This is a genomic window from Pseudomonas sp. CC6-YY-74, assembly GCF_002025205.1.
Classification (GTDB): domain Bacteria; phylum Pseudomonadota; class Gammaproteobacteria; order Pseudomonadales; family Pseudomonadaceae; genus Aquipseudomonas; species Aquipseudomonas paeninsulae.
Genome location: NZ_CP019947.1, coordinates 4,911,394 through 4,931,312, shown reverse-complemented (window position 1 = coordinate 4,931,312; position 19,919 = coordinate 4,911,394). Strand labels below are relative to the sequence as shown.

At 61.1% G+C, this 19,919-nt stretch carries 14 protein-coding genes, 1 other RNA gene and 3 pseudogenes; 10 read left to right on the top strand and 8 right to left on the bottom strand.

The window, feature by feature from the left end; translation table 11 throughout:
• Nucleotides 1–18 precede the first annotated feature (18 nt).
• Nucleotides 19–537: an outer membrane protein assembly factor BamE gene (locus B2D37_RS22430; protein WP_079204759.1), complete on the top strand. Its 519-nt coding sequence runs from the start codon at nt 19–21 to the stop codon at nt 535–537.
• 60 nt (nt 538–597) lie between these two features.
• Here B2D37_RS22430 and B2D37_RS22425 read toward each other — a convergent pair whose 3' ends face one another.
• The 3 genes and pseudogenes from B2D37_RS22425 to B2D37_RS22415 form a co-directional block, all read right to left on the bottom strand.
• Nucleotides 598–918, bottom strand: a complete 321-nt coding sequence (locus tag B2D37_RS22425) for an RnfH family protein (protein WP_079204758.1) — start codon at nt 916–918, stop codon at nt 598–600.
• On the bottom strand, nt 911–1,345 hold the full coding sequence (locus B2D37_RS22420) for a type II toxin-antitoxin system RatA family toxin (protein ID WP_079204757.1): 435 nt from the start codon (nt 1,343–1,345) through the stop codon (nt 911–913). The genes B2D37_RS22425 and B2D37_RS22420 overlap by 8 nt, the downstream gene beginning before the upstream one ends.
• 34 nt (nt 1,346–1,379) lie before the next feature.
• Nucleotides 1,380–2,782 (bottom strand): annotated as a pseudogene (locus B2D37_RS22415) (sodium-dependent transporter).
• A gap of 109 nt (nt 2,783–2,891) precedes the next feature.
• On the opposite strand from B2D37_RS22415, the gene smpB reads away from it, so the two are divergent.
• Complete coding sequence (gene smpB, locus B2D37_RS22410) at nt 2,892–3,374, top strand: SsrA-binding protein SmpB (RefSeq protein ID WP_079204756.1); 483 nt, start codon at nt 2,892–2,894, stop codon at nt 3,372–3,374.
• 161 nt (nt 3,375–3,535) lie between these two features.
• On the opposite strand, the pseudogene B2D37_RS22405 reads toward smpB, so the two are convergent.
• Nucleotides 3,536–4,317 (bottom strand): annotated as a pseudogene (locus B2D37_RS22405) (FCD domain-containing protein).
• 314 nt (nt 4,318–4,631) lie between these two features.
• Between B2D37_RS22405 and B2D37_RS22400 the strand changes: the two are divergent.
• The 5 genes from B2D37_RS22400 to B2D37_RS22380 all read left to right on the top strand — a co-directional run bounded on the left by B2D37_RS22400 (nt 4,632) and on the right by B2D37_RS22380 (nt 11,383).
• The gene (locus B2D37_RS22400; protein WP_079204755.1) at nt 4,632–6,326 is read left to right on the top strand and encodes an L-lactate permease; all 1,695 of its coding nucleotides are present in this window, start codon (nt 4,632–4,634) and stop codon (nt 6,324–6,326) included.
• Nucleotides 6,327–6,434: 108 nt separating this feature from the next.
• Entirely contained in the window at nt 6,435–7,580 is a 1,146-nt protein-coding gene (gene lldD / locus B2D37_RS22395; protein ID WP_079204754.1) for an FMN-dependent L-lactate dehydrogenase LldD, read from the top strand.
• A 144-nt stretch (nt 7,581–7,724) separates the two neighbouring features.
• A complete protein-coding gene (locus tag B2D37_RS22390; RefSeq protein WP_079204753.1) occupies nt 7,725–10,535 on the top strand; it encodes an FAD-binding and (Fe-S)-binding domain-containing protein in 2,811 nt (936 codons plus the stop codon).
• Nucleotides 10,536–10,767: 232 nt separating this feature from the next.
• Nucleotides 10,768–11,031, top strand: a complete 264-nt coding sequence (locus B2D37_RS22385) for a hypothetical protein (protein ID WP_079204752.1) — start codon at nt 10,768–10,770, stop codon at nt 11,029–11,031.
• Between the two features lie 106 nt (nt 11,032–11,137).
• Nucleotides 11,138–11,383, top strand: coding sequence for a hypothetical protein (locus B2D37_RS22380; protein ID WP_079204751.1), 246 nt, complete (start codon nt 11,138–11,140; stop codon nt 11,381–11,383).
• A gap of 6 nt (nt 11,384–11,389) precedes the next feature.
• Here the strand turns inward: B2D37_RS22380 and B2D37_RS22375 are convergent, their stop codons facing one another.
• Nucleotides 11,390–14,305 carry an ATP-binding protein gene (locus tag B2D37_RS22375; protein ID WP_079204750.1) on the bottom strand — a complete coding sequence of 972 codons (2,916 nt, stop codon included), beginning with the start codon at nt 14,303–14,305 and terminating at the stop codon, nt 11,390–11,392.
• A 158-nt stretch (nt 14,306–14,463) separates the two neighbouring features.
• Between B2D37_RS22375 and ssrA the strand changes: the two genes are divergently transcribed.
• Nucleotides 14,464–14,851: a transfer-messenger RNA gene (ssrA, locus tag B2D37_RS22370) on the top strand.
• A 142-nt stretch (nt 14,852–14,993) separates the two neighbouring features.
• Here the strand turns inward: ssrA and B2D37_RS22365 are convergent.
• The 3 genes from B2D37_RS22365 to B2D37_RS22355 all read right to left on the bottom strand — a co-directional run bounded on the left by B2D37_RS22365 (nt 14,994) and on the right by B2D37_RS22355 (nt 18,154).
• Entirely contained in the window at nt 14,994–15,746 is a 753-nt protein-coding gene (locus B2D37_RS22365) for a hypothetical protein (protein WP_079204749.1), read from the bottom strand.
• Nucleotides 15,747–15,941: 195 nt separating this feature from the next.
• Nucleotides 15,942–17,303, bottom strand: a complete 1,362-nt coding sequence (locus tag B2D37_RS22360) for a DUF5666 domain-containing protein (RefSeq protein WP_256573126.1) — start codon at nt 17,301–17,303, stop codon at nt 15,942–15,944.
• Nucleotides 17,300–18,154, bottom strand: coding sequence for a DUF6502 family protein (locus B2D37_RS22355; RefSeq protein WP_079204748.1), 855 nt, complete (start codon nt 18,152–18,154; stop codon nt 17,300–17,302). The genes B2D37_RS22360 and B2D37_RS22355 overlap by 4 nt, the downstream gene beginning before the upstream one ends.
• A gap of 164 nt (nt 18,155–18,318) precedes the next feature.
• Between B2D37_RS22355 and B2D37_RS24300 the strand changes: the two genes are divergently transcribed.
• Both B2D37_RS24300 and B2D37_RS23370 read left to right on the top strand, forming a co-directional pair.
• On the top strand, nt 18,319–18,969 hold the full coding sequence (locus tag B2D37_RS24300; protein WP_079204747.1) for a hypothetical protein: 651 nt from the start codon (nt 18,319–18,321) through the stop codon (nt 18,967–18,969).
• Between the two features lie 497 nt (nt 18,970–19,466).
• Nucleotides 19,467–19,553, top strand: a pseudogene (locus tag B2D37_RS23370) (IS5/IS1182 family transposase); the annotation flags it as partial.
• Between the last annotated feature and the right edge of the window lie 366 nt (nt 19,554–19,919).

Below are 19,919 nucleotides of genomic sequence, written 5' to 3'. Positions count from 1 at the left end.
AGTGGAAGTCACCCGCCGATGCAAAAAACCAAGTTCCTGCTGACCAGTCTCACCTTCGTGGGACTCCTCGCGCTCGCCGGTTGTTCTTTCCCCGGGGTTTATAAAATCGACGTCCAACAGGGCAATGTCGTTACCCAAGACATGATAGATCAGTTGCGCCCCGGAATGACCCGCAGCCAAGTGCGGTTTATCATGGGCAACCCGCTGTTGACCGATACCTTCCATGCCAACCGCTGGGACTACCTGTACAGCATTCAACCAGGCGGCGGTAAACGCCTGCAAGAGCGCGTCAGCGTGATCTTCAATGGCAATGATCAACTGGCCGGCCTGTCGGGCGACTTCATGCCGGGCGTCAGCCGCGACGAGGCCATTCTTGGCCAGGATGGCGCCAGCACGGCGGCACCAGCCGCTGCACAACCGCAAGCTGAAGAGCGACCGGCGCCAGGCTCACTGCTCGAGCAGATCCAGCGCGAAGTTGACGAGGTACAAAGCGTACCGGTGCCGACCCCCGAACCGCTGGACAGCTCGCCGCAGTAAGCAGGCAGACGCAAAAAAGCCCGGATATTTCCGGGCTTTTTCATGCGCGCCGATCTGACGTCAAACGCCCTCTTCGTCAGCCTTGGCTTTTGCCGCCTTGGCCGCACGCTGCTTGCGCACCTCTTTCGGGTCGGCGATCAGCGGCCGATAGATCTCCACCCGCTCGCCATCCTCCAGCACCCGCTCTTGTGGTTTGGCTACCGCCTTGCCGAAGATCCCCAGCGGAATGCTCGCCAGTTCAAGGTCAGGAAAATGCACCTGCATGCCCGACTGCTCGGCTGCCTGGCGCACCGTAGTACCGTAAGGCAGACTCAGACGCAGCAGCTTCTGCTTATCCGCCAAGGCATAAACCACTTCGACCACGATCATCTTGCTATCCATATAGCTGCTTCGCCCTTTGACAGAACGCGTCCACCAGGGTGTTCGCCGCCTGGTTGAACAGTGGTCCAAGCGTGACCCGCACCAAGGGACCGGCATATTCGAAGGTCAGGTCCAGACTCATTTTGCAGGCCTTGTCGCCCAATGCCTTGAACACCCACTGGCCATGCAGTTGACTGAACGGCCCTTCCTCCAGAGTCAGCTCGATCGACTGCCCCCATACCAGCACATTACGGGTAATAAAACGCTGGCTAATCCCACCCTTAGCCACTGCCAGACTGGCGCGCATGTGGGTTTGACTGGCGTCCAGAACCTCACTGGCCGCACACCAGGGCAGGAACTCGGGGTAACGCGCCACGTCATTAACCAATTCGAAAAGGGCGGAAGCCGGGTACGGCAGCAACGCTGAGCGCTGAATATGGGTACTCATAAGCCTGCAACTTCATTCAATAGGGTGACTGCACTCATTTCGTCAACTCTGCGACAAACACGATCAATATACCCAATGGCGCCACCACACGAATCAACCAATAGACCACGCCGAACAACAGCGGATTGTTGATCGCCAACTCCTCGCGCACCGCTTCGCGCTTGAGCACCCAGCCGGCGAACAGCACGAAGGCCAGGCCACCTGCCGGTAAGAGAATGCGACTGGTCAGGTAGTCGATGCTGTCGAAGAAATTACGCCCGCCTTCGGCGCCCCACTGAAACAGGTGAAAACCGTCGCCAGCGAAGACGAAGAACTTGGCATCGGCAGCGACATTGAAGGACAACACCGTGCCCATGCCCACCACCCAGCACACCAGCACCAACCCGCTGGTAATCTGCCCCCGGCTGCGCTCGGTACGCTCGACCAGGTAAGCAACGGCGGGCTCCAGCATGGAAATAGACGAGGTCCAGGCCGCGATTAGCACCAATACGAAAAACAGCGTACCCATGACCTGACCGAACGCAATACTGCCGAAGGCCACCGGCAAGGTAACAAACATCAGTCCGGGCCCAGCGCCTGGCTCCATGCCGGCGGCAAACACGATAGGAAATAGCGCCAAACCAGCCGTCAGGGCCACCAGGGTGTCGAGAATGCCGACCGCCAACACCGTCGAGCCGATCGAGGCGCGCTTGGGCATATAGGCGCCATATACCATGATCGAACCGACGCCAACGCTGAGGGTGAAGAAGGCATGCCCCATGGCTGCCAGCACGCCGTCGAGCAACTTGTCGGGCTGAAAATCGAAGAGGAAGTGAAAGCCCTGCATAAAGTGCCCGGTGGTCATGCTGTAACCCAGCAGCACCAGCAGCAAGATGAACAGCAGCGGCATCATGATGCGCAAACTGCGCTCCAGGCCGGCCACGACACCACGGGCGATGACGAAGCCGGTCAACAGCATGAACAGCGTGTGCCACAGGGTTAGGCGCCAAGGGTCGGCCGTCAGCGCGCCGAACGTAGCGCCCGCCCCTCAGCACTGATGCCCTCGAACTGACCGCCTCCCATGCCGATGATGTAGTCCAGCGACCAGCCTGCGATGACACTGTAGAAGGACAGGATCAGCAGCGCGGCGATCATGCCCATCAGCGCGGCCCACGACCACCGCGGCGAAGCGCCAGACTCTAGCGCCAGCGCTCGCAGAGAATTCACCGGACTCTGCCGGCCGCGGCGCCCGATCAGGGTTTCTCCCAGCATGATCGGCAAGCCGACCAGGAAAATGCACACCAGGTACATGATGACAAAGGCCCCACCGCCATACATGCCGGCCATGTAGGGAAACTTCCAGATATTGCCGAGGCCCACTGCGGAACCGGTTGCCGCCAGGATAAACACCCAACGACTGGCCCAGGCGCCGTGAATCGAAACCTTGTCACTCACCATGAATACGCCCGAAATATATGCAAAAGATGCGCATTGTCCGGGATTAGCCCACCTCTCTCAAGATCAGGCTGTCGCCAGCAGGCCAACGACTCCCTATAATGCGCGCCCTATGGCTAAACAAAAGAAACACCCTCAAGGCACCATCGCCCAGAACAAAAAGGCGATGCACGACTTTTTCGTCGAATCCAGATTCGAGGCGGGCCTGGTCCTGGCCGGCTGGGAAGTGAAAAGCCTGCGCGCTGGCAAGGCCCAGTTGGTCGACAGCTATGTATTGCTGAAGGACAACGAAGCCTGGCTGATGGGCTTCCACATCACCCCGCTGAAGACTGCCAGCACCCACGTGATTGCCGACCCGACCCGCACGCGCAAACTGCTGCTGAACAAGCGCGAGCTGGAAAAACTGTTCGGCGCCGTACAGCAGAAGGGTCACACCTGCGTGGCGCTGGCGGTTTACTGGAAGGCGCATTTGATCAAATGCGAGATCGCCCTGGCCAAGGGCAAGAAGGACTTCGACAAGCGCCACACCGAAAAAGAGCGTGACGCCGACCGTGAAGTCCAGCGCGCCATGCGCACCAAGGGCAAGGACGATTGATCGGCGGAGGAAGGAGGCGCCAACCTCATTGCCCCTCCCCGCTCATGTGAGCAGCACTCCAGTTGACCACGCCGCGCCAGCAGACTCATCGCCATGATGGGTTACGCCGCCCGGCGACACCGGACTTGATCGAGCATCTTGCCAGCGGCTAACCCACCCTTCTACGGCTTAGTGATTGCGGCTGACCCGCGCCGCTGCGCCCGCGCCACGCGCTGCGCTTGCTGCTGCACTTCGGCGAGCACTTCCTGCACATAGTCGATATGCCGATTGGACAACTGCCGCGCGTCTTCGGCACGCCCCTCGATGATTGCCTCATAAAGTGCCCGATGCTGATCGATCAGCATGTCGCGGGTCTCATCGCGCTGGGCGTACATGCCGCCGATATTGGTCACCACATTGCGCTTGAGCAGGTCAAACAAGCCGCGAATGGTGTGCAGCAGCACGGCGTTATGGCTGGCTTCGGCAATGGCCAGGTGAAAGCTCGCATCAGCCGCCCCTCTTCGGCGCGGGTCACTTTGCCGCTGCGACTGTAGCAGTCCTGCAGCGCGGCAAATGCCTCCCTCAGGCGCTGACGGTCCAGCTCGGTGGCGCGCTGGGCTGCATAAAATGCACAAGAACCTTCCAGGGTGTGGCGAAACTCCAGCAGGTCGCGCTGGGCTTCCGGATTGCTCTCCAGAAGCTGCAACAGCGGATCACTGAAGGTCGAACCGAGCGAGTCGGCGACATAGTTACCGCCGCCCTGACGACTGACTAGCAAGCCCCTGGCCGCCAGTTTCTGAATTGCCTCGCGCAACGACGGCCGCGACACGCCGAACCGTTCGGCCAGCGCACGCTCGGCGGGCAGTCGCTCGCCCGCCTTCAACGTACCTTCCAAGATCATGGTTTCCAGCTGACTGACAATATCGTCCGACAAACGGCGCTGGCGCACCTGCCCTACTTCCATAGCCCGAACCTCACTGGTTTTACCACCTGCAACGCCCTCCCCGGGCACTTGTAGAGCAAGCCTATAGCGGCGCCGTAGCCCTTACAAGACAAGGACACTCGACCAAAGTAGTAAGCCTGCTAATTGACAGTAGCAAGCATCCACTTTTACTCTGGCCGCGCCACTTTGTAAATTGGTATTACCAATTTACCCAAACCTAAAACAATTCCAAGAAGTTTATGAGGTCTGCCATGCCGGTCATCGCCAAACCACCTGCCGCACCGCTGCATCCGCATTCACCCATGCGCATCGCGCGCCGCTAAGGAGAGACCGACATGTCATCTGGTCTTCTGGCTCTACTCGCTTTTTCTCCGATCCTGCTCGCGGCCATCCTGCTGGTCGGCCTGCGCTGGCCGGCCAAGCACGCCATGCCGCTGGTCTACCTAGTAACCGCCGCCATTGGCCTGTTCGCCTGGGAGATGAGCGTCAACCGCGTACTCGCCTCGACCCTGCAAGGCCTGCTGATCACCCTCGGCCTGCTGTGGATCATCTTCGGCGCCATCCTGCTGCTCAACACCCTCAAACACTCCGGCGGCATCACCGCGATCCGCGCTGGCTTCGCCACCATCAGCCCTGATCGGCGCATTCAGGCGATCATCATTGCCTGGTTGTTCGGCTGCTTTATCGAAGGCGCCTCCGGCTTCGGTACGCCAGCGGCGATTGCCGCACCGCTGCTGGTGGCCATCGGCTTCCCGGCCATGGCCGCGGTACTGATGGGCATGCTGGTACAGAGCACCCCAGTGTCTTTCGGTGCTGTGGGCACGCCCATCATAGTCGGGGTCAATACCGGCCTGGATTCGGCCACCCTCGGCGCGCAACTGCTTGAGCAAGGCTCTTCCTGGGCGCAGTTCCTACAGTTGATCACCAGTGAAGTGGCGATCATTCACGCCATCGTCGGCACTGTGATGCCGCTGATCATGGTGCTGATGCTGACGCGCTTCTTCGGTACCGAAAAAAGCTGGAAAGCCGGCTTCGAAGTCCTGCCATTCGCAATTTTCGCCGGTTTGGCCTTCACCATCCCCTACGCCCTCACCGGGGTATTCCTCGGTCCGGAATTTCCATCGCTGGCCGGCGGCCTGATCGGTCTGGCGATTGTCACCAGCGCAGCGCGCCTAGGCTTTCTGCTGCCAAAAACCACCTGGGACTTTGCCCCGGCGGACAAGTGGCCGAGCGAATGGCTGGGCACCATAGAAATGAAGCTGGACCAACTGACCGCCAAGCCAATGAGCTCCCTGCGCGCCTGGCTGCCCTACGTGCTGGTCGGTGCCCTGCTGGTGATCAGCCGGGTCGTGCCGCAAGTCAGTGCGGCACTAAAAGCTGTGGTGGTGAACTTCCCCGACCTGCTCGGTGAGACCGGGGTCAGCGCCAACTTCATGCCGCTGTATTTGCCCGGCGGCATCTTGGTTGCGGTCGTCATCGCCACCTTCTTCTTCCACGGCATGAAGCTGCGCGATCTGGGCTCGGCGGTCAAGGAATCCTCCGGGGTGCTGCTCAGCGCCGGTTTCGTCCTGCTGTTCACCGTGCCGATGGTGCGCATCCTGATCAACTCGGGCGTCAACGGCGCCGACCTGGCCAGCATGCCGATTCTCATGGCGCGCTGGGTGGCTGACAGCGTCGGTGGCATCTACCCGCTGCTGGCACCGAGCATTGGCGCCCTGGGGGCCTTTATCGCCGGCTCCAACACGGTCAGCAATATGATGTTCAGCCAGTTCCAGTTCGGCGTGGCCACTAACCTGGGCATCTCCGGCGCATTGGTTGTCGCGGCACAGGCCATTGGTGCCGCCGCAGGGAATATGGTCGCCATCCACAACGTGGTCGCCGCCTCTGCCACGGTCGGCCTGCTGGGTCGCGAAGGCAGCATCCTGCGCAAAACCATATGGCCTACGCTGTACTACGTGCTCTTCACCGGCGCGATCGCCATGATCGCGATCTATGTATTGGGCGTTAGCGACCCCCTGGTCGCTGGCTGACAGGCTCCATTTACGACTCCCGTATAACCCAGACAGGTCGGCCCCGCAGTACATATGGGGCCGCGTCCTGGGCAAGAACAGCCTTCTCCTGGCACTAGGGTGAAACCGATGATCATTTCTGCCTCTACCGACTACCGCGCAGCGGCGCAACGCAAGCTGCCGCCGTTCCTGTTCCACTACCTCGACGGCGGCGCCTACGCCGAACACACGTTGCGGCGCAACGTCGAGGATCTGGCCGACATCGCCCTGCGTCAGCGGGTTCTGCGCAACATGTCCGAGTTGAGCCTGGAAACCCGCCTGTTCAATGAAACCCTGGCGATGCCCGTGGCGCTGGCCCCCGTCGGCCTGACTGGCATGTACGCCCGCCGCGGCGAAGTGCAGGCGGCTCAGGCCGCTGCAGCCAAGGGCATTCCCTTCACCCTGTCGACCGTGTCGGTGTGCCCGATCGAAGAAGTGGCGCCGGCGATCGACCGACCGATGTGGTTCCAGCTCTACGTGCTCAAGGATCGCGGCTTCATGAAGAATGCGCTGGAGCGCGCCAAGGCCGCCGGCGTCACCACCCTGGTGTTCACCGTGGACATGCCGGTACCGGGCGCCCGCTACCGTGACGCCCACTCCGGCATGAGCGGGCCGAACGCGCCGCTACGGCGCATGCTGCAGGCCATGACGCACCCTAGCTGGGCTTGGGACGTCGGCCTGCTGGGCAGGCCCCACGACCTGGGCAATATCTCCGCCTACCGCGGCAGCCGCACTGGCCTGGCGGACTATATCGGCTGGCTCGGCGCCAACTTCGACCCGTCGATTTCGTGGAAGGACCTGGAGTGGATCCGCGAATTCTGGGACGGCCCGATGGTGATCAAGGGCATCCTCGATCCGCAGGACGCCAAGGACGCGGTGAGTTTTGGCGCCGACGGCATCGTCGTCTCCAACCACGGCGGCCGTCAGCTCGACGGCGTGCTGTCGAGCGCGCGCGCACTGCCGGCCATCGCCGATGCGGTCAAGGGCGAGCTGGCAATCCTGGCCGACTCGGGCATTCGTACTGGCCTGGATGTGGTGCGGATGATCGCCCTCGGGGCTGACACCGTACTGCTCGGGCGTGCCTTCATCTACGCGCTGGCCGTAGCCGGCGGCGCGGGCGTGAGCAACCTGCTCGACCTGATCGAGAAAGAGATGCGCGTGGCCATGGTCCTGACCGGCGCCAAGTCGATCAGCGAAATCAGCGCCGAGTCGCTGGTGCGCGAACTGGGCCGCTGAGCAGCAGCCCCTCTTTTGTAGGAGCGGATTTATCCGCGATTTTCGCGGCGGAGCGGAATGCTACCCGGCCACTCCTACAACAGCACCGCGGCACCAGCAATCCCGACGCGCCGCCCAACGTACTGAAAATAATCCGGAGCGCCCATGAGCCTGTCCACTGCCTTCCTCGCCGCCGTCGAGCGCCTGATCCCTCGCGAACGCCGCTTCGACGACCCGCTTTCGACCCTGGCCTTCGGCACCGATGCCAGCTTTTACCGGCTGATTCCCCAGTTGGTGATCAGGGTCGAGGCGGAACTGGAAGTGGTCGACCTGCTCAAACTGGCCGGCACGCACCAAGTACCGGTGACCTTTCGTGCCGCGGGCACCAGCCTGTCCGGCCAGGCCATCAGCGACTCGGTACTGATCGTATTGGGCGATAACTGGAACGGCCGGGAAATCCGTAACCAGGGCCGACAGATCCGCCTGCAACCGGGGGTGATCGGCGCCCAGGCCAACGCCGTGCTGGCGCCCTTCCAGCGCAAGATCGGCCCAGATCCGGCCTCGATCAATGCCTGCAAGATCGGCGGCATCGTCGCCAATAACGCCAGCGGCATGTGCTGCGGCACCGCACACAACACCTATCACACCCTGGCCGGCATACGCCTGGTGCTGGCCGACGGCACGGTGCTGGATAACGAAGACCCGCTAAGCGTGACACGCTTTGCCGCCAGCCACGCCGGCTTGCTCGAACAGCTGGCCGAACTGGGCCGGCAGACCCGCGCCAATAGCACGCTGGCCGCCAGGATCCGGCATAAATACCGGCTGAAGAACACCACAGGTCTGTCGCTCAACGCCCTGGTCGACTTCGACCAGCCGCTGGATATCCTCAGCCACCTGATGGTCGGTTCCGAAGGCACTCTGGGCTTTATCAGTGCGGTGACCTACGACACCGTGCCCGACCACCCGCACAAGGCCAGCGCCCTGCTGGTGTTCCCCGATGTGGAGAGCTGCTGCCGCGCAGTCACCGTGCTCAAACAACAGCCGGTATCCGCCGTCGAACTGCTGGACCGCCGCAGCCTGCGTTCGGTAGAGAACAAACCGGGCATGCCGGACTGGGTAAAGGGCCTCTCCGCCAACGCCTGCGCCCTGCTGATCGAGTCCCGCGCCGCCAGCCAGAGCCTGCTGCATGAGCAGCTTGGGCAGGTGATGGCATCGATCGCCGAATTCCAGCTGGAAAAACAGGTTGAGTTCAGCGAAGACCCAGCGGTGTACAACTTGCTGTGGAAGATCCGCAAGGACACCTTTCCTGCCGTCGGCGCGGTGCGCCAGACCGGCACCACGGTCATCATCGAGGACGTCACCTTCCCCATCGAACAGCTCGCCGAAGGAGTCAATCGCCTGCTCGCGCTGCTCGACAAGCATCACTACGACGAAGCGATCATTTTCGGCCACGCCCTGGAAGGCAATTTGCACTTCGTCTTCACCCAGGCCTTCGAAACGCCCGAGCAAATCGCCCGCTACTCGGCGCTCATGGATGAGGTGACGCAGTTGGTGGCGGTGGAGTTTGGCGGTTCGCTCAAGGCCGAACACGGCACCGGGCGCAACATGGCGCCCTTCGTCGAACTGGAATGGGGCGCAGACGCCTACCAGCTGATGTGGCAGCTCAAGCGCCTGCTCGACCCGCAAGGCATCCTCAACCCGGACGTGGTGCTCAGCGAAGATCCAGACATCCACCTGAAAAACCTCAAGCCGCTGCCCGCCGCCGACGAAATCGTCGACAAGTGCATCGAATGTGGCTTCTGCGAGCCGGTTTGCCCGTCCAAGGGGCTGACCCTGAGCCCGCGTCAACGCATCGTGATCTGGCGCGATATCCAGGCCAAACAGCGCGCAGGCATCGATACCACCGCACTGGAGCGCGATTACCGCTATCAGGGCATCGACACCTGCGCCGCCACCGGCCTATGCGCCCAGCGCTGCCCCGTGGGGATCAACACCGGCGACCTGGTGCGCAAGCTGCGCGCCCGCGACGCCAACCATCAACGCAGCGCCGACTGGCTGGCGAACAATTTTCGCCGCGCCATGCAAGGCACCCGCGTCATGCTGCACGTGGCCAACGGCGCACGCCTGCTCATGGGCGCCCCACTGCTGAGCCGCACCTCTACCGCCCTGAGCAAGGCCAGCCGGGGTCGCGTACCGCAGTGGACGCCGGCGCTGCCGCAGCCGGTCCAGCGCCTGCAACTGCCCGTGGCCACTGGCGATGAGCGTCCGCGGGTAGTTTACCTCGCCGCCTGCGTATCCCGCGCCATGGGCCCGGCAGCCAGCGATGCCGAACAGATGCCGCTGCTCGACAAGACCCGCGCGCTATTGGAGAAGGGCGGTTTCCAGGTGGTGTTCCCGGACCATCTGGACAACCTCTGCTGCGGCCAGCCATTCGCTTCCAAGGGTTATGCCGCGCAAGCCGAGCGCAAGCGCCAGGAACTCATAGACGCGTTGCTCAAGGCCAGTCGCGGCGGTCTCGACCCGATCTACTGCGACACCAGCCCCTGCACCCTGCGCCTGCTACAGGACGGACTCGACCCTCGCCTGAAACTGCATGACCCGGTGAAATTCATCCGCGAGCAACTACTCGATCGTCTGGAGTTCCAGCTGCAGGACACGCCTGTGGCCGTACATGTCACCTGCAGCACCCAGCATCTGGGCGAAGCTCAGGGGCTGATCGATATCGTCCGTCACTGCACCAGCCAAGTGGTGATCCCCGAGGGCATTCACTGCTGCGGTTTTGCCGGCGACAAGGGCTTCACCACCCCGGAACTCAACGCCCACGCGTTACGCAGCCTGCAATCAGCCGTGCAGTACTGCGCGGAAGGCATTAGCACCAGCCGCACCTGCGAGATCGGCTTGAGCCAACATGGCGGTATCGACTACCACGGCCTGGTCTACCTGGTGGATCGGGTTTCCCGAGCGAAATCGATGTAGCCGAGAAGCGACCCGCAAACCCTGAAACACCCCGTCTAAAACGAGGTTTTTTATATCCATAGCGGCTAGTACAAATGCCACACGCCGGACTTGAGCGATAAAAAACTGAACTCTCATCACCACGGAATAGTCAATCTTCATTAAGAGGGAGGGGAGCAGTATCGTTCTCGTAACGGTTCACTTCTGTCGATGAACGATACTGAACAGTTCTTCATGATGAGAGGATTATCAAATGAAACTCACTATCCTGTTTTTCACTGCGACCGTAGCCATATCCGCTGCTCCGGCTTTTGCCGAGGATCTATGCACCGTCAATCTGCAAAAACTCAATGACAGCATGACTACCGAAACCACCACGGCAGAGTCCGTCAAGATGGAAGTAGCAGAGCTCAAGAAGGCAGCTGAAGAAGCGCAAAGCGCTGGCGACCTTGAAGCCTGTGGCACTCACGCCGAAAAAGCACTGATGCTGCTTGAGGCACCGGGCGAGAACGGCTAAACATCAGCAAACTATAGAGCTACGAGGCTTGAAAGAACCGCAATAACCCAGATCGCCTTTCAGCAAGTCTCCTATAGTAAAAACTCACCCGTAGAGGAGATACACCATGCGCCGCCTTGCCGTTTTCCTCACCACAGTACTACTCAGCACCTCGCTCTGGGCCTCACAGTGCCCAGCGGATATGGCGAAAATAGACGCCATGCTGCAAAGCAATCCACCCACCGACGCGACCGTGCTGGCGCAAGTGCAAAAGCTTCGCGCCGAAGGCGAAGAATTGCACAAGGCCGGCAATCACAGCGAGTCCGTGCAAGTGCTCGACGAAGCCCTGCAACTGCTCGAGGGCAGCGAGTAGCCCGTGCTAGTGGCCCTGCCCCAATAAGGTCAGGACTAATCGGCGCACCTGAGCCAAATCGATAGGTTTGGCCAGGCACGCCTGTGCGCCGCGCTGACGCGCCTCGCTAAACACCGTTTCATCGGCTGTCGCACTGATGACCAATACGGGCACCGCGCGCAGACGCGGATCGCGGCGCATGGCATCCAGCACCTGCAAACCGTCACCGTCGGGCAAGTCCAGATCAAGCAATAGCAAGGTCGGCGTGCGGTTCTCCAGTTCGGCCAACGCCCCCTGCACCGAACCAACCCCGCGCACATCGGCGAACTCGCGCAGCGCTTCCTGCACCACCTTCACCGACGCAGGGTGATCCTCGACGCACAGCACTTCGGCTTTACGCTTCGGCTCTGCCACCTCAACCGGCGGCGTAGCGGCGACGGCTGCCCCGGGTGCCGCGGCGCTGGGCAAGTCGACCCAGAAACGGCTACCTCCACCGAGCGTGCTGCAAAAACCCATTTCACCGTTCATCAGGCTGGCCAGCTCGCGACACAACACCAAGCCGATACCGGTACCAGGAATGCTCGAGTTCTCTCGACCCAGACGCTGGAACGGCTGAAACAACTGGGTCTGCTGTTCGGGGGTCAAACCTGGACCGCTGTCCTCGACCCATAAGCGGACGCAGTTCGAGCGTACGTCATAGCCCAGACTGATCAGCCCTTGCGGGCTGTTGTACTTGATCGCATTGGACAGCAGATTGAGTATCACCTGGCGCAGACGACGCATATCGGCCTGCACGTACAAGCCTGCATCGACTTGCGCCAGTACCTGCAACTGCAGACGCCGCTGCTGGACTTCCGGGAGTACCAGTTCGGCGCAACCATTGAGCAGCGCGCCGACTTCCACCGCCTGCAATTGCAACTGCTGGCGGCGGCTCTCGATGCTCGACAGATCGAGGATGTCATCGACCAACGACGTCAGGTGGCGACTGGCGTTCACGATCTCGCGGGCATAATCTGCTTCCTGCTGGACCTCCGGCTTGCCTTGCGTCTCCAGTTCGATCAACTGACCAAAGCCATAAATAGCATTCAGCGGCGTGCGCAGCTCATGGCTCATGCTCGACAGGAAACGGCTCTTGGCCTGGCTGGCAGCCTGGGCTTGCAGGCTGGCGCGGCGCAACTCCTCCTGCACCTGCTTGAGCCGGGTAATGTCGACATGCGTACCGGCGATGCACAGGGCGCCGCCGTTGCTATCGCGCTCGAGTACCTTGCCGCGGCTGAGCAACCAAATATATTCGCCGCTGGCATCGGCATAGCGATACTCCGCCTCGAACTGATCCTCACCGCTGACCACGAAGAGCTGCCGCAGATGGCGGATGCGCTCCAAGTCATCCGGGTGCACACGCAGGTTGAACTCGCTGAAACTCATGCTCTCGGCTCGCAGGCCGAAACGTTTGACGAAGTGGTCACTGACCTTGATCGCCATGTTCGGCGCATCCACCTCCCACAGACTCTCCGTAGTACTCTCCAGCACCAGTTGCAGAATCCGCTGCGCCTCATGCCGCTCGCTGTCGCTGGCCTGCAACTGCTCGCCGGTCTGCTGCACGGCCTGGGCCATGCTGACCAACTCATCGATCTGACTGGACGGCGCACTGGGGTGGTAATCGCCCTGACCGAGCCGGCGCATCATGCCGACGATACCGGCAATCGGCTGAGCCAGTTGATCACTCAAGCGCCGCGAGCGCAGCCACATCCAGGCAAAAAACAGCAGATAGAACAAGCCCAGACCGACGATCAACAGGTAGCCGATCTGCAAGTAGCGCTCGGCCAGGCGGTTAGTCTCGCGGTAGATGTTTTCCTCATCAACCACCAGCATCAGACGCCAGCCTGTTTGTGGAATCTCGCTCCAGGCCACCAGTTGCTTGCGCCCACCGAGCATCACCTCCTGCACACGGCCCTGACCCGATGCCATAGCCTGCAACAGCGGCTGCATGCTAGAACGTGAATCAAGGCTGAAATCCGCAGGCTTGAGCACCTCACGACGTACCGCCTCGGCGTAGGAATACTCAGTAAGCTCGTGCAACGCGAAGTCCTGCTCGCCGGCCTGCGGCAACACCATGATGTTGTTGTCACGGCTGACCAACATGGCATAGCCCTGCCAAGGCACATCCAGCTCACCGATCTCGCTGAGCATCTGGCCCGCCGTTATATCCAGGCCGACCACGCCCTCGAGAAAGTCTCCGCGGTACACCGGGGCCACTGCCGACATCATCCAGCCTTGCCCTGCCGGATCGAGATAGACATCGGTCCACACCACATCGCGTGCCGGGTTGTGACGTGCGTCGGCCAAGTAATAGAAGCTGTAATCGGGTATCACCATGTCATGGGGATACTGCTCGGGGGTCATGAAGAATGGGTAAATCCGGTTATAGCTGTCCCAACTGTTGAAATAGAGCGCGCTGACCAACGGGTTGGCGTCTCGAATCGAACGCATCAGTGGGTCGATTTGCGACAAGCGCAAGGCCTTGACGTGATCCTGCCGCGCCGGTGGCGTGCTGTTAGCGTAGAAAGACGCTGCGCGGCCATCGTCGCTACGGCTGTAAAACACCCCATTGCGGGTCGAAACATGCCGCTTGAGTTCCAGTGCATCGGGCTGGAAGCCGGTACTTTGCAGCGCATGACTCGCTGTATCACGAAAAATCCGCACCTGCGCCTCGACCGAGCGTAACCGACTGTCGATCACCTGACCCTCGCGCGCCACCGCCGTGGACAAATCCTCCAGGGCGCTCTGCTGCAAATGACCGATTTGCGCATCGCGAATGGCTGCATTGCTCAGCAAATACACGGTGATCAACACCGTCTCCACCAGGATCAGCGGAATCAAGGCACTCTGCACAAAGGCGCGCCAAATCCACTGGCGCACGGGGTAACGCGATACTCGCGGCATAATCAGGTCTCTTCCCAAAGACATTGCACCCACTTCAAGCAGCAAGCATAGCTGCACATGACTGGCAGCGTCCGCCTGGATATTGCCTGGTCGACGCTACGCAACCTTTGCCGTACACTACGCGTGAAGCTTGCGAGAGCTTCATCCAAGACAGTTTTGGGGCCGATTAGGATTCGACGCCGGTTGCAAAACTCGAGGGGCATGCCGAGTTGGTAACAGAACTCGTAAATAAACTGTTGCAAAAATCCATAATTGCCAATGATGACAATTACGGTGCTCAACTAGCTGCGTAAGCAGCCTAGTCGCACTTCTGGTAGCTTCGGCTCCAGCAATCATTAGGGGATGTCTGTAAACCCGAAATGATTGTCATATAGAACAGAATCGCCGCGTAGTACGTTGTGGACGAAGTGGCTAAAAATTACACAACTCGCCCAAAGCACCCTGCCCGTCGGGCGGCCAAGGGTTAACTCAGTAGACACGGCTAAGCATGTAGAACCGACAGCGGAGTACTGGCGGACGGGGGTTCAAATCCCCCCGGCTCCACCATTTTAAAATAGCCTAAGCCCTTGATAATCCTAGCGATTATCAGGGGTTTTTGCTTTCTGTTGACTGCGCGTATCCCGAGTAAGCGCTCCAGAACGCTGAATCCAGCCTTGAGGCGGCGTCAACACTCAAGCATGCCCTCGATTCAGAACGAGTGGCTGAGCAGCAACCCACCGCCGGAGTCGGGGCTGGCCTCGGAAAAGCCTTTGAGCGCGTACAACTGGACCTTCCAGGAGGGGCTGAGCCTTTGGGTCAGGAACAGGGTGAACTCCTGAGTCTCATCGCCACCGGAGGTCACTTTCTGTCGCCAGTCATAGACCGCTCCCACGGAAGTCGCAGGAGCAAGTCGGGTAACAAAGCCGAGCGAGACAAAAATCGGATCGCGGAAGTCAGTTCCCGATGGGTCGCCGAACTTCTTCCAGCCCAGCGTGGCAAAGCCGCTGATTGCGCCGAAGGCCTGCGCGAGGTCGATCTGGGCGGAGTAATCGGTCTTGCCGGTGCCGAGACAGTTGTTTTCATCGGCCGTCGGCAGCTTTATCTTGCCAACCAGATCCACCATCAGCCCATCCCCCCGACTGCCGTCCAACAGCGCGAAGCCCGCGCTGGCCACAGTGTCACCCAAGCCGCTTTCAACGCTGCCGCAGTCCCCCGCCAAGGGTTCGCCATCCGGTCCCACCGCGGGATTGGTGATACGCAGGTACGGGATGGTCAACTTGTAGATCATGGAACCGGTTTCATACCTAGCGATCACCGGGACATACCAGGTCTCGCTGGTGGTCGGGGTCCCATATTTCCCCCGCGAGTAATCAAGCCCCGTCGAGATCGTGAAATCCTCGGCCATGGTTGGCAAGGCCAGGGATAGCCACAGGCCTGGCAAGATCATGCGAGCGATTTTCATGGTTACCTCGTTGCGATCCAGACATCGAAGTTCAGTTCACGATCATTGCCCTACCCTGACAGAACCTTCATGGAGCCCGATCACCCCTGTTCCCCGGTCAGACAAGCGGAGTGGACATCCGCCTTGCTTAGCTTAGCCGGCTATCAGTAATCCGTTCGGGCATATGCCTGCCTCCGGCAGGGCTCGATCCCGCCTCTAGTGAGGCCCCGAGTGATCCAGCCGCTCAACCCTGTCCGGTCGCTCGACGCGTTCAGGTTTGTCCACACGTTCTACGCGCTCAATCCGTTCTGGTTTATCCGCGCGGTCCGGCTTTTCGATTTTCTCGATTCTCTCGATTCGCTCGACCCGCACACCATTCTCGAAAACCTCGATCCGCTCCCGGGTTTCCAAGCGGTCGTCGGATTCGCGTGTTTCTATCCGCTCGCGACGCTCCAGTTCGCCGGAAGCGGACTCCTGCCTCCGCTCGATTTTCTCCCTCGTCTCGCCATCGTCGCTGCGCTCGCGTGACTCATGGCCGTCCCGGTCGGAGCCTTTACTCTCGTGCTGCTCGGTTTCTGCCGTAGACGAGCCGTGGTCGGAATCCTGCCGGATGGAGGTTGCGGGCTGCTCCCGGGAGAATTCGATGCGCTCGGCGCGGATTTCCCGCCCCTTGTCGAACACGCCGGTCACCCGGATACGCTGATCGACCGCAAGGTCGGCGGCCTGCCCGCCGGAATAGGAGGTGCTGCGATCCACATAGGCAGTGAAGCCACCGAACTCAATGCGATCGCCCTGCTGTCCACGCACCAATCCCTCTACCAGCGCATTACGCACCCGTCCGGCGAAGGGCATGCCTGGATCGCTACGCGTCTGGACAACATTCAACTGCCTACCATCCCAGGTTCCGCGCACCAGGACCTCGCTGCTGGGCGCCAGCGGCTTGCTCAGGACCAGCCCGTGAAGGTCACCGCCTCGCGCGATGGCGCCAATGGCGCTGACCTGCTCCAGGTTCGGTGCCCGATCGATCCGGCTGGCGACTACTTCGCCCTGAGCATTGCGCAGTCCACTGACCCGTACCGACTCGCCGATGCGCAGCCCTTCGGCCACGCGCGCACCTGGAGCAACGCGCACGGACTGCCCCATCACCCGCATTGAGGCAGAGCCCGCTTCCCTATCGGTAATGGGGCCTTCATAGGCATGCAGGATGGCAATGCTGCGCGCCTCCAGTCCTCTGCGTGACCTGCCGGCCTCCACCGCCACGACTTGACCAATAGCCAACTGGCTGCTGCTGGCGGGGACGCCGTTCTCGCTGAGCGAAACCTTGCTATCGAAGTGTACCTCCATGCCGTTGACACAGATGGAACCAAACCCGGTGATGGTGCCCACAATGCCCGTACCACCAATGCCACCTTCATCAGCAGGCGCACCGGTACCGCCGACCCCTCCGGTGGCAACGGCGCCTGTCCCGCCCATGCCACCCGGCTCAAGGCAAGCGGGAGCAGCGTTCAGCGACGACGCAAGCAGGAACGGGGCGCAAATGAAGGCTAAGGCACATAGAAGGCGCGAGGCAGTGTTCATGGTGAGCTGGCCGTGGTCGGAGTGGAGACTGCTGGCGGGCTGGGTTCAGTGTAGAAGTAAAGGCCGATGGTAATGCGCTGCCTGGCGTCGGGGGTCGCAACGTCGCGTTCTTCCAGCCCGGCGGCCAGTTGGTTGAAGCCGATCAGCATCTGCATACCTTCGGCCCTGACGGCTTCACGCAGTTGCAAGACAGCGGCGGGTGACAGACTGTCGTAGTGGACACTGCGCTCGAAGAAAGGCTCTCCACCTTCGGTCAGGTTGTGCACGGCGGCGCAGGCATGGTCGTGGAGGTTATGCTGAAAATAGGCGGCCTTCTCGTCAAAGCCACTTTGCGGAATGAACGCCATCGTCTCCAGGTGGATCCGATCCTGATCGTCTATACGCACAATGCCCAGACGCAGCCACTCGTCCAGCACAACGCGAGCACGGATATCTTTGCTGACCTGAGCGACCAACCCATCAAACGAGCACTCAGCGCCATTGCTGGCCAGGCGAGCCAGGGGCAGCGGCCGGCCGGGTTTCGCGCAAAACGGCGTGTTGTTCAGCCAGACACTGACCAAGTGAGCGCCAAACGAAATGGCCTCTGGCAGGCTGGCCTCCTGACCGACCGCCTTGGCACGCAGGCGCCTGACATCCTTGCGATGCACACCCGTCAGCAGGCTGATTCTGCTGTCAGTCGGGGGCTTGTCGTCGAGGCGGAATTCGCGCTCGGCGACATCAACGAATATCTGTTTGAGCAGTTCGGCAAAGTTGGTAAAGGTGACCCCCTTCCTGAGCATCAACCTCACTAATGGGCGCATGACGTACTGCAGCGCCGGTAACAAGGAGGGAGGCAAGGTGGGCAATTGCATTCAACGCATTCCTTAAGAATAGTAACGAGCGGGGTGTCTCCCCTAAGCGGTCAGCCCAGTGCTGCGCTGGAGATTTTCGGCAATCCCGCCGCCATCACCTAGAACACTACAACCGTTTACGTTACCGATCCAACACCACAAAACCCAGAGGAACTCCGGGCTTTGTGGACAACTGGAGCGACTATTCAAGCCCCAGAGCGGTCGTCGCCAACATCATGGTTGGGGCCGTCATCCGCACCGTGGCCGACACCATGGACCTCGCCCATGTCATGGTCGGGACCGTCGTCCGCACCGTGACCTACACCATGGGCCTCGCCGACGTCATGGTCGGGACCGTCGTCCGCACCGTGGCCTACACCATGGGCCTCGCCGACGTCATGGTCGGGACCGTCGTCCGCACCGTGACCGACGCCGTGCGGTCCGCCAGCCTCGTGATCCGCATCATTGTCATGACCACGTCCGTCATGACCGCGTCCGTCATGGCCACGTCCGCTGTTCGCGCTCCCTGGACCACTGTTGCCGTCGTGGCCGCGCCCGCCGTGACCGTCGCCGTCGCCGCCGCGACCGTCGCCGTCGCCGCCGCGCCCGCCGTGACCGCCTCCGTCACCGCCACGACCGCCGCCGTCGCCACCGTGACCGCCGCCGTCGCCACCGCGACCGCCGCCATCACCGCCGTGACCGCCTCCGCCGCCACCGTGGCCGCCACCGCCACCGCCGCCGCCGCTGCCACCCTCTTTGGCATACACACTGGAAAAACCACCGATGTAATCCGGCACCAGCACGGTAGATGCCGACAGGATTCCGCCAATTGCTAGAGCCAACACACATTTCTTCAGAAGCATGATGAACCTCCGTTTGGGGGTGCGTAATCATCCCCGTATCGAATGCAATAACCAGTCAGCCGCCTATTGGAGCGGCCAGCCAACCAGCGCGGTCATCTATCTGCAACATGAATGTGCAACTGCAGTTCCCGCACGATCCTTCGGAGCCAGTTAGCATCGTTGTGTGGGAAATTTTCCCACACAACGAGAATAGCGCTGTCAGCCCCGGTGTCAATGACCGCATGTCAGGACTCGGCGTGCATGCGGACGACTTGAACCCCAGGCCGCACGCGCACCGCCTCGGCAAATGGCCATCCCCCCATCAACCCGGCTGACGGGCAGTAGCGCCCGGGCGAGCAGCCATTCAGGTCCTGGTAACAGTTGAAACAAAAGGGACTCACGGCGCCAACAAGAACCCATACGCAACCACGAGCGCTGCAGCGGCAACATTCAGGGATGTTCTAGCGGATGCGGGTGAGCGCTCCCCAACCAGTAATCATCCTGATGCCATTGGCAACAGCCGCGCTGGCCAGCCCAGCAAGATCGACCGGGCCGTCGATGCGCATGGATTGCCTGTGACCGTCTAGGTGAAACGTCAACAGGCCTTAGGGGGATGCTCTGGCAGCGCTCACCCGGCAAGTCGGATAGCGCAGTCGTCTGAGCTGGAGAGGGGGCACCAAACAGGTCAGTTATTGCCGATTGTCTGGCTGCAGCACCATGAACGGGTACGCTTCTATGAAGACCCGGCGCGCGATAAAGGCGCTGCCATCAACTACCTGCGCGTGCTGCCCGAGCATGACTGCCAACCTGCGTACAGTGCCGGGAATGTTGGCGAGCGCATGGACGGGGCCTGTTCCTCTACTCGCTCACCCTGCAGCCGGAAAGCGCCACCCGGAAAACCTGAAAATTTATACCAGGCTCCCAAGTAAACCTGGCTGCAGCCG

What these genes read in the sequence shown, in the direction of transcription:
- B2D37_RS22430 (WP_079204759.1), top strand. Translation starts at nt 19, where the DNA reads ATGCAAAAAACCAAGTTCCTGCTGACCAGTCTCACCTTCGTGGGACTC.
- B2D37_RS22425 (WP_079204758.1), bottom strand. Translation starts at nt 918, where the DNA reads ATGGATAGCAAGATGATCGTGGTCGAAGTGGTTTATGCCTTGGCGGAT.
- B2D37_RS22420 (WP_079204757.1), bottom strand. Translation starts at nt 1,345, where the DNA reads ATGAGTACCCATATTCAGCGCTCAGCGTTGCTGCCGTACCCGGCTTCC.
- smpB (WP_079204756.1), top strand. Translation starts at nt 2,892, where the DNA reads ATGGCTAAACAAAAGAAACACCCTCAAGGCACCATCGCCCAGAACAAA.
- B2D37_RS22400 (WP_079204755.1), top strand. Translation starts at nt 4,632, where the DNA reads ATGTCATCTGGTCTTCTGGCTCTACTCGCTTTTTCTCCGATCCTGCTC.
- lldD (WP_079204754.1), top strand. Translation starts at nt 6,435, where the DNA reads ATGATCATTTCTGCCTCTACCGACTACCGCGCAGCGGCGCAACGCAAG.
- B2D37_RS22390 (WP_079204753.1), top strand. Translation starts at nt 7,725, where the DNA reads ATGAGCCTGTCCACTGCCTTCCTCGCCGCCGTCGAGCGCCTGATCCCT.
- B2D37_RS22385 (WP_079204752.1), top strand. Translation starts at nt 10,768, where the DNA reads ATGAAACTCACTATCCTGTTTTTCACTGCGACCGTAGCCATATCCGCT.
- B2D37_RS22380 (WP_079204751.1), top strand. Translation starts at nt 11,138, where the DNA reads ATGCGCCGCCTTGCCGTTTTCCTCACCACAGTACTACTCAGCACCTCG.
- B2D37_RS22375 (WP_079204750.1), bottom strand. Translation starts at nt 14,305, where the DNA reads ATGCCGCGAGTATCGCGTTACCCCGTGCGCCAGTGGATTTGGCGCGCC.
- B2D37_RS22365 (WP_079204749.1), bottom strand. Translation starts at nt 15,746, where the DNA reads ATGAAAATCGCTCGCATGATCTTGCCAGGCCTGTGGCTATCCCTGGCC.
- B2D37_RS22360 (WP_256573126.1), bottom strand. Translation starts at nt 17,303, where the DNA reads ATGAACACTGCCTCGCGCCTTCTATGTGCCTTAGCCTTCATTTGCGCC.
- B2D37_RS22355 (WP_079204748.1), bottom strand. Translation starts at nt 18,154, where the DNA reads ATGCAATTGCCCACCTTGCCTCCCTCCTTGTTACCGGCGCTGCAGTAC.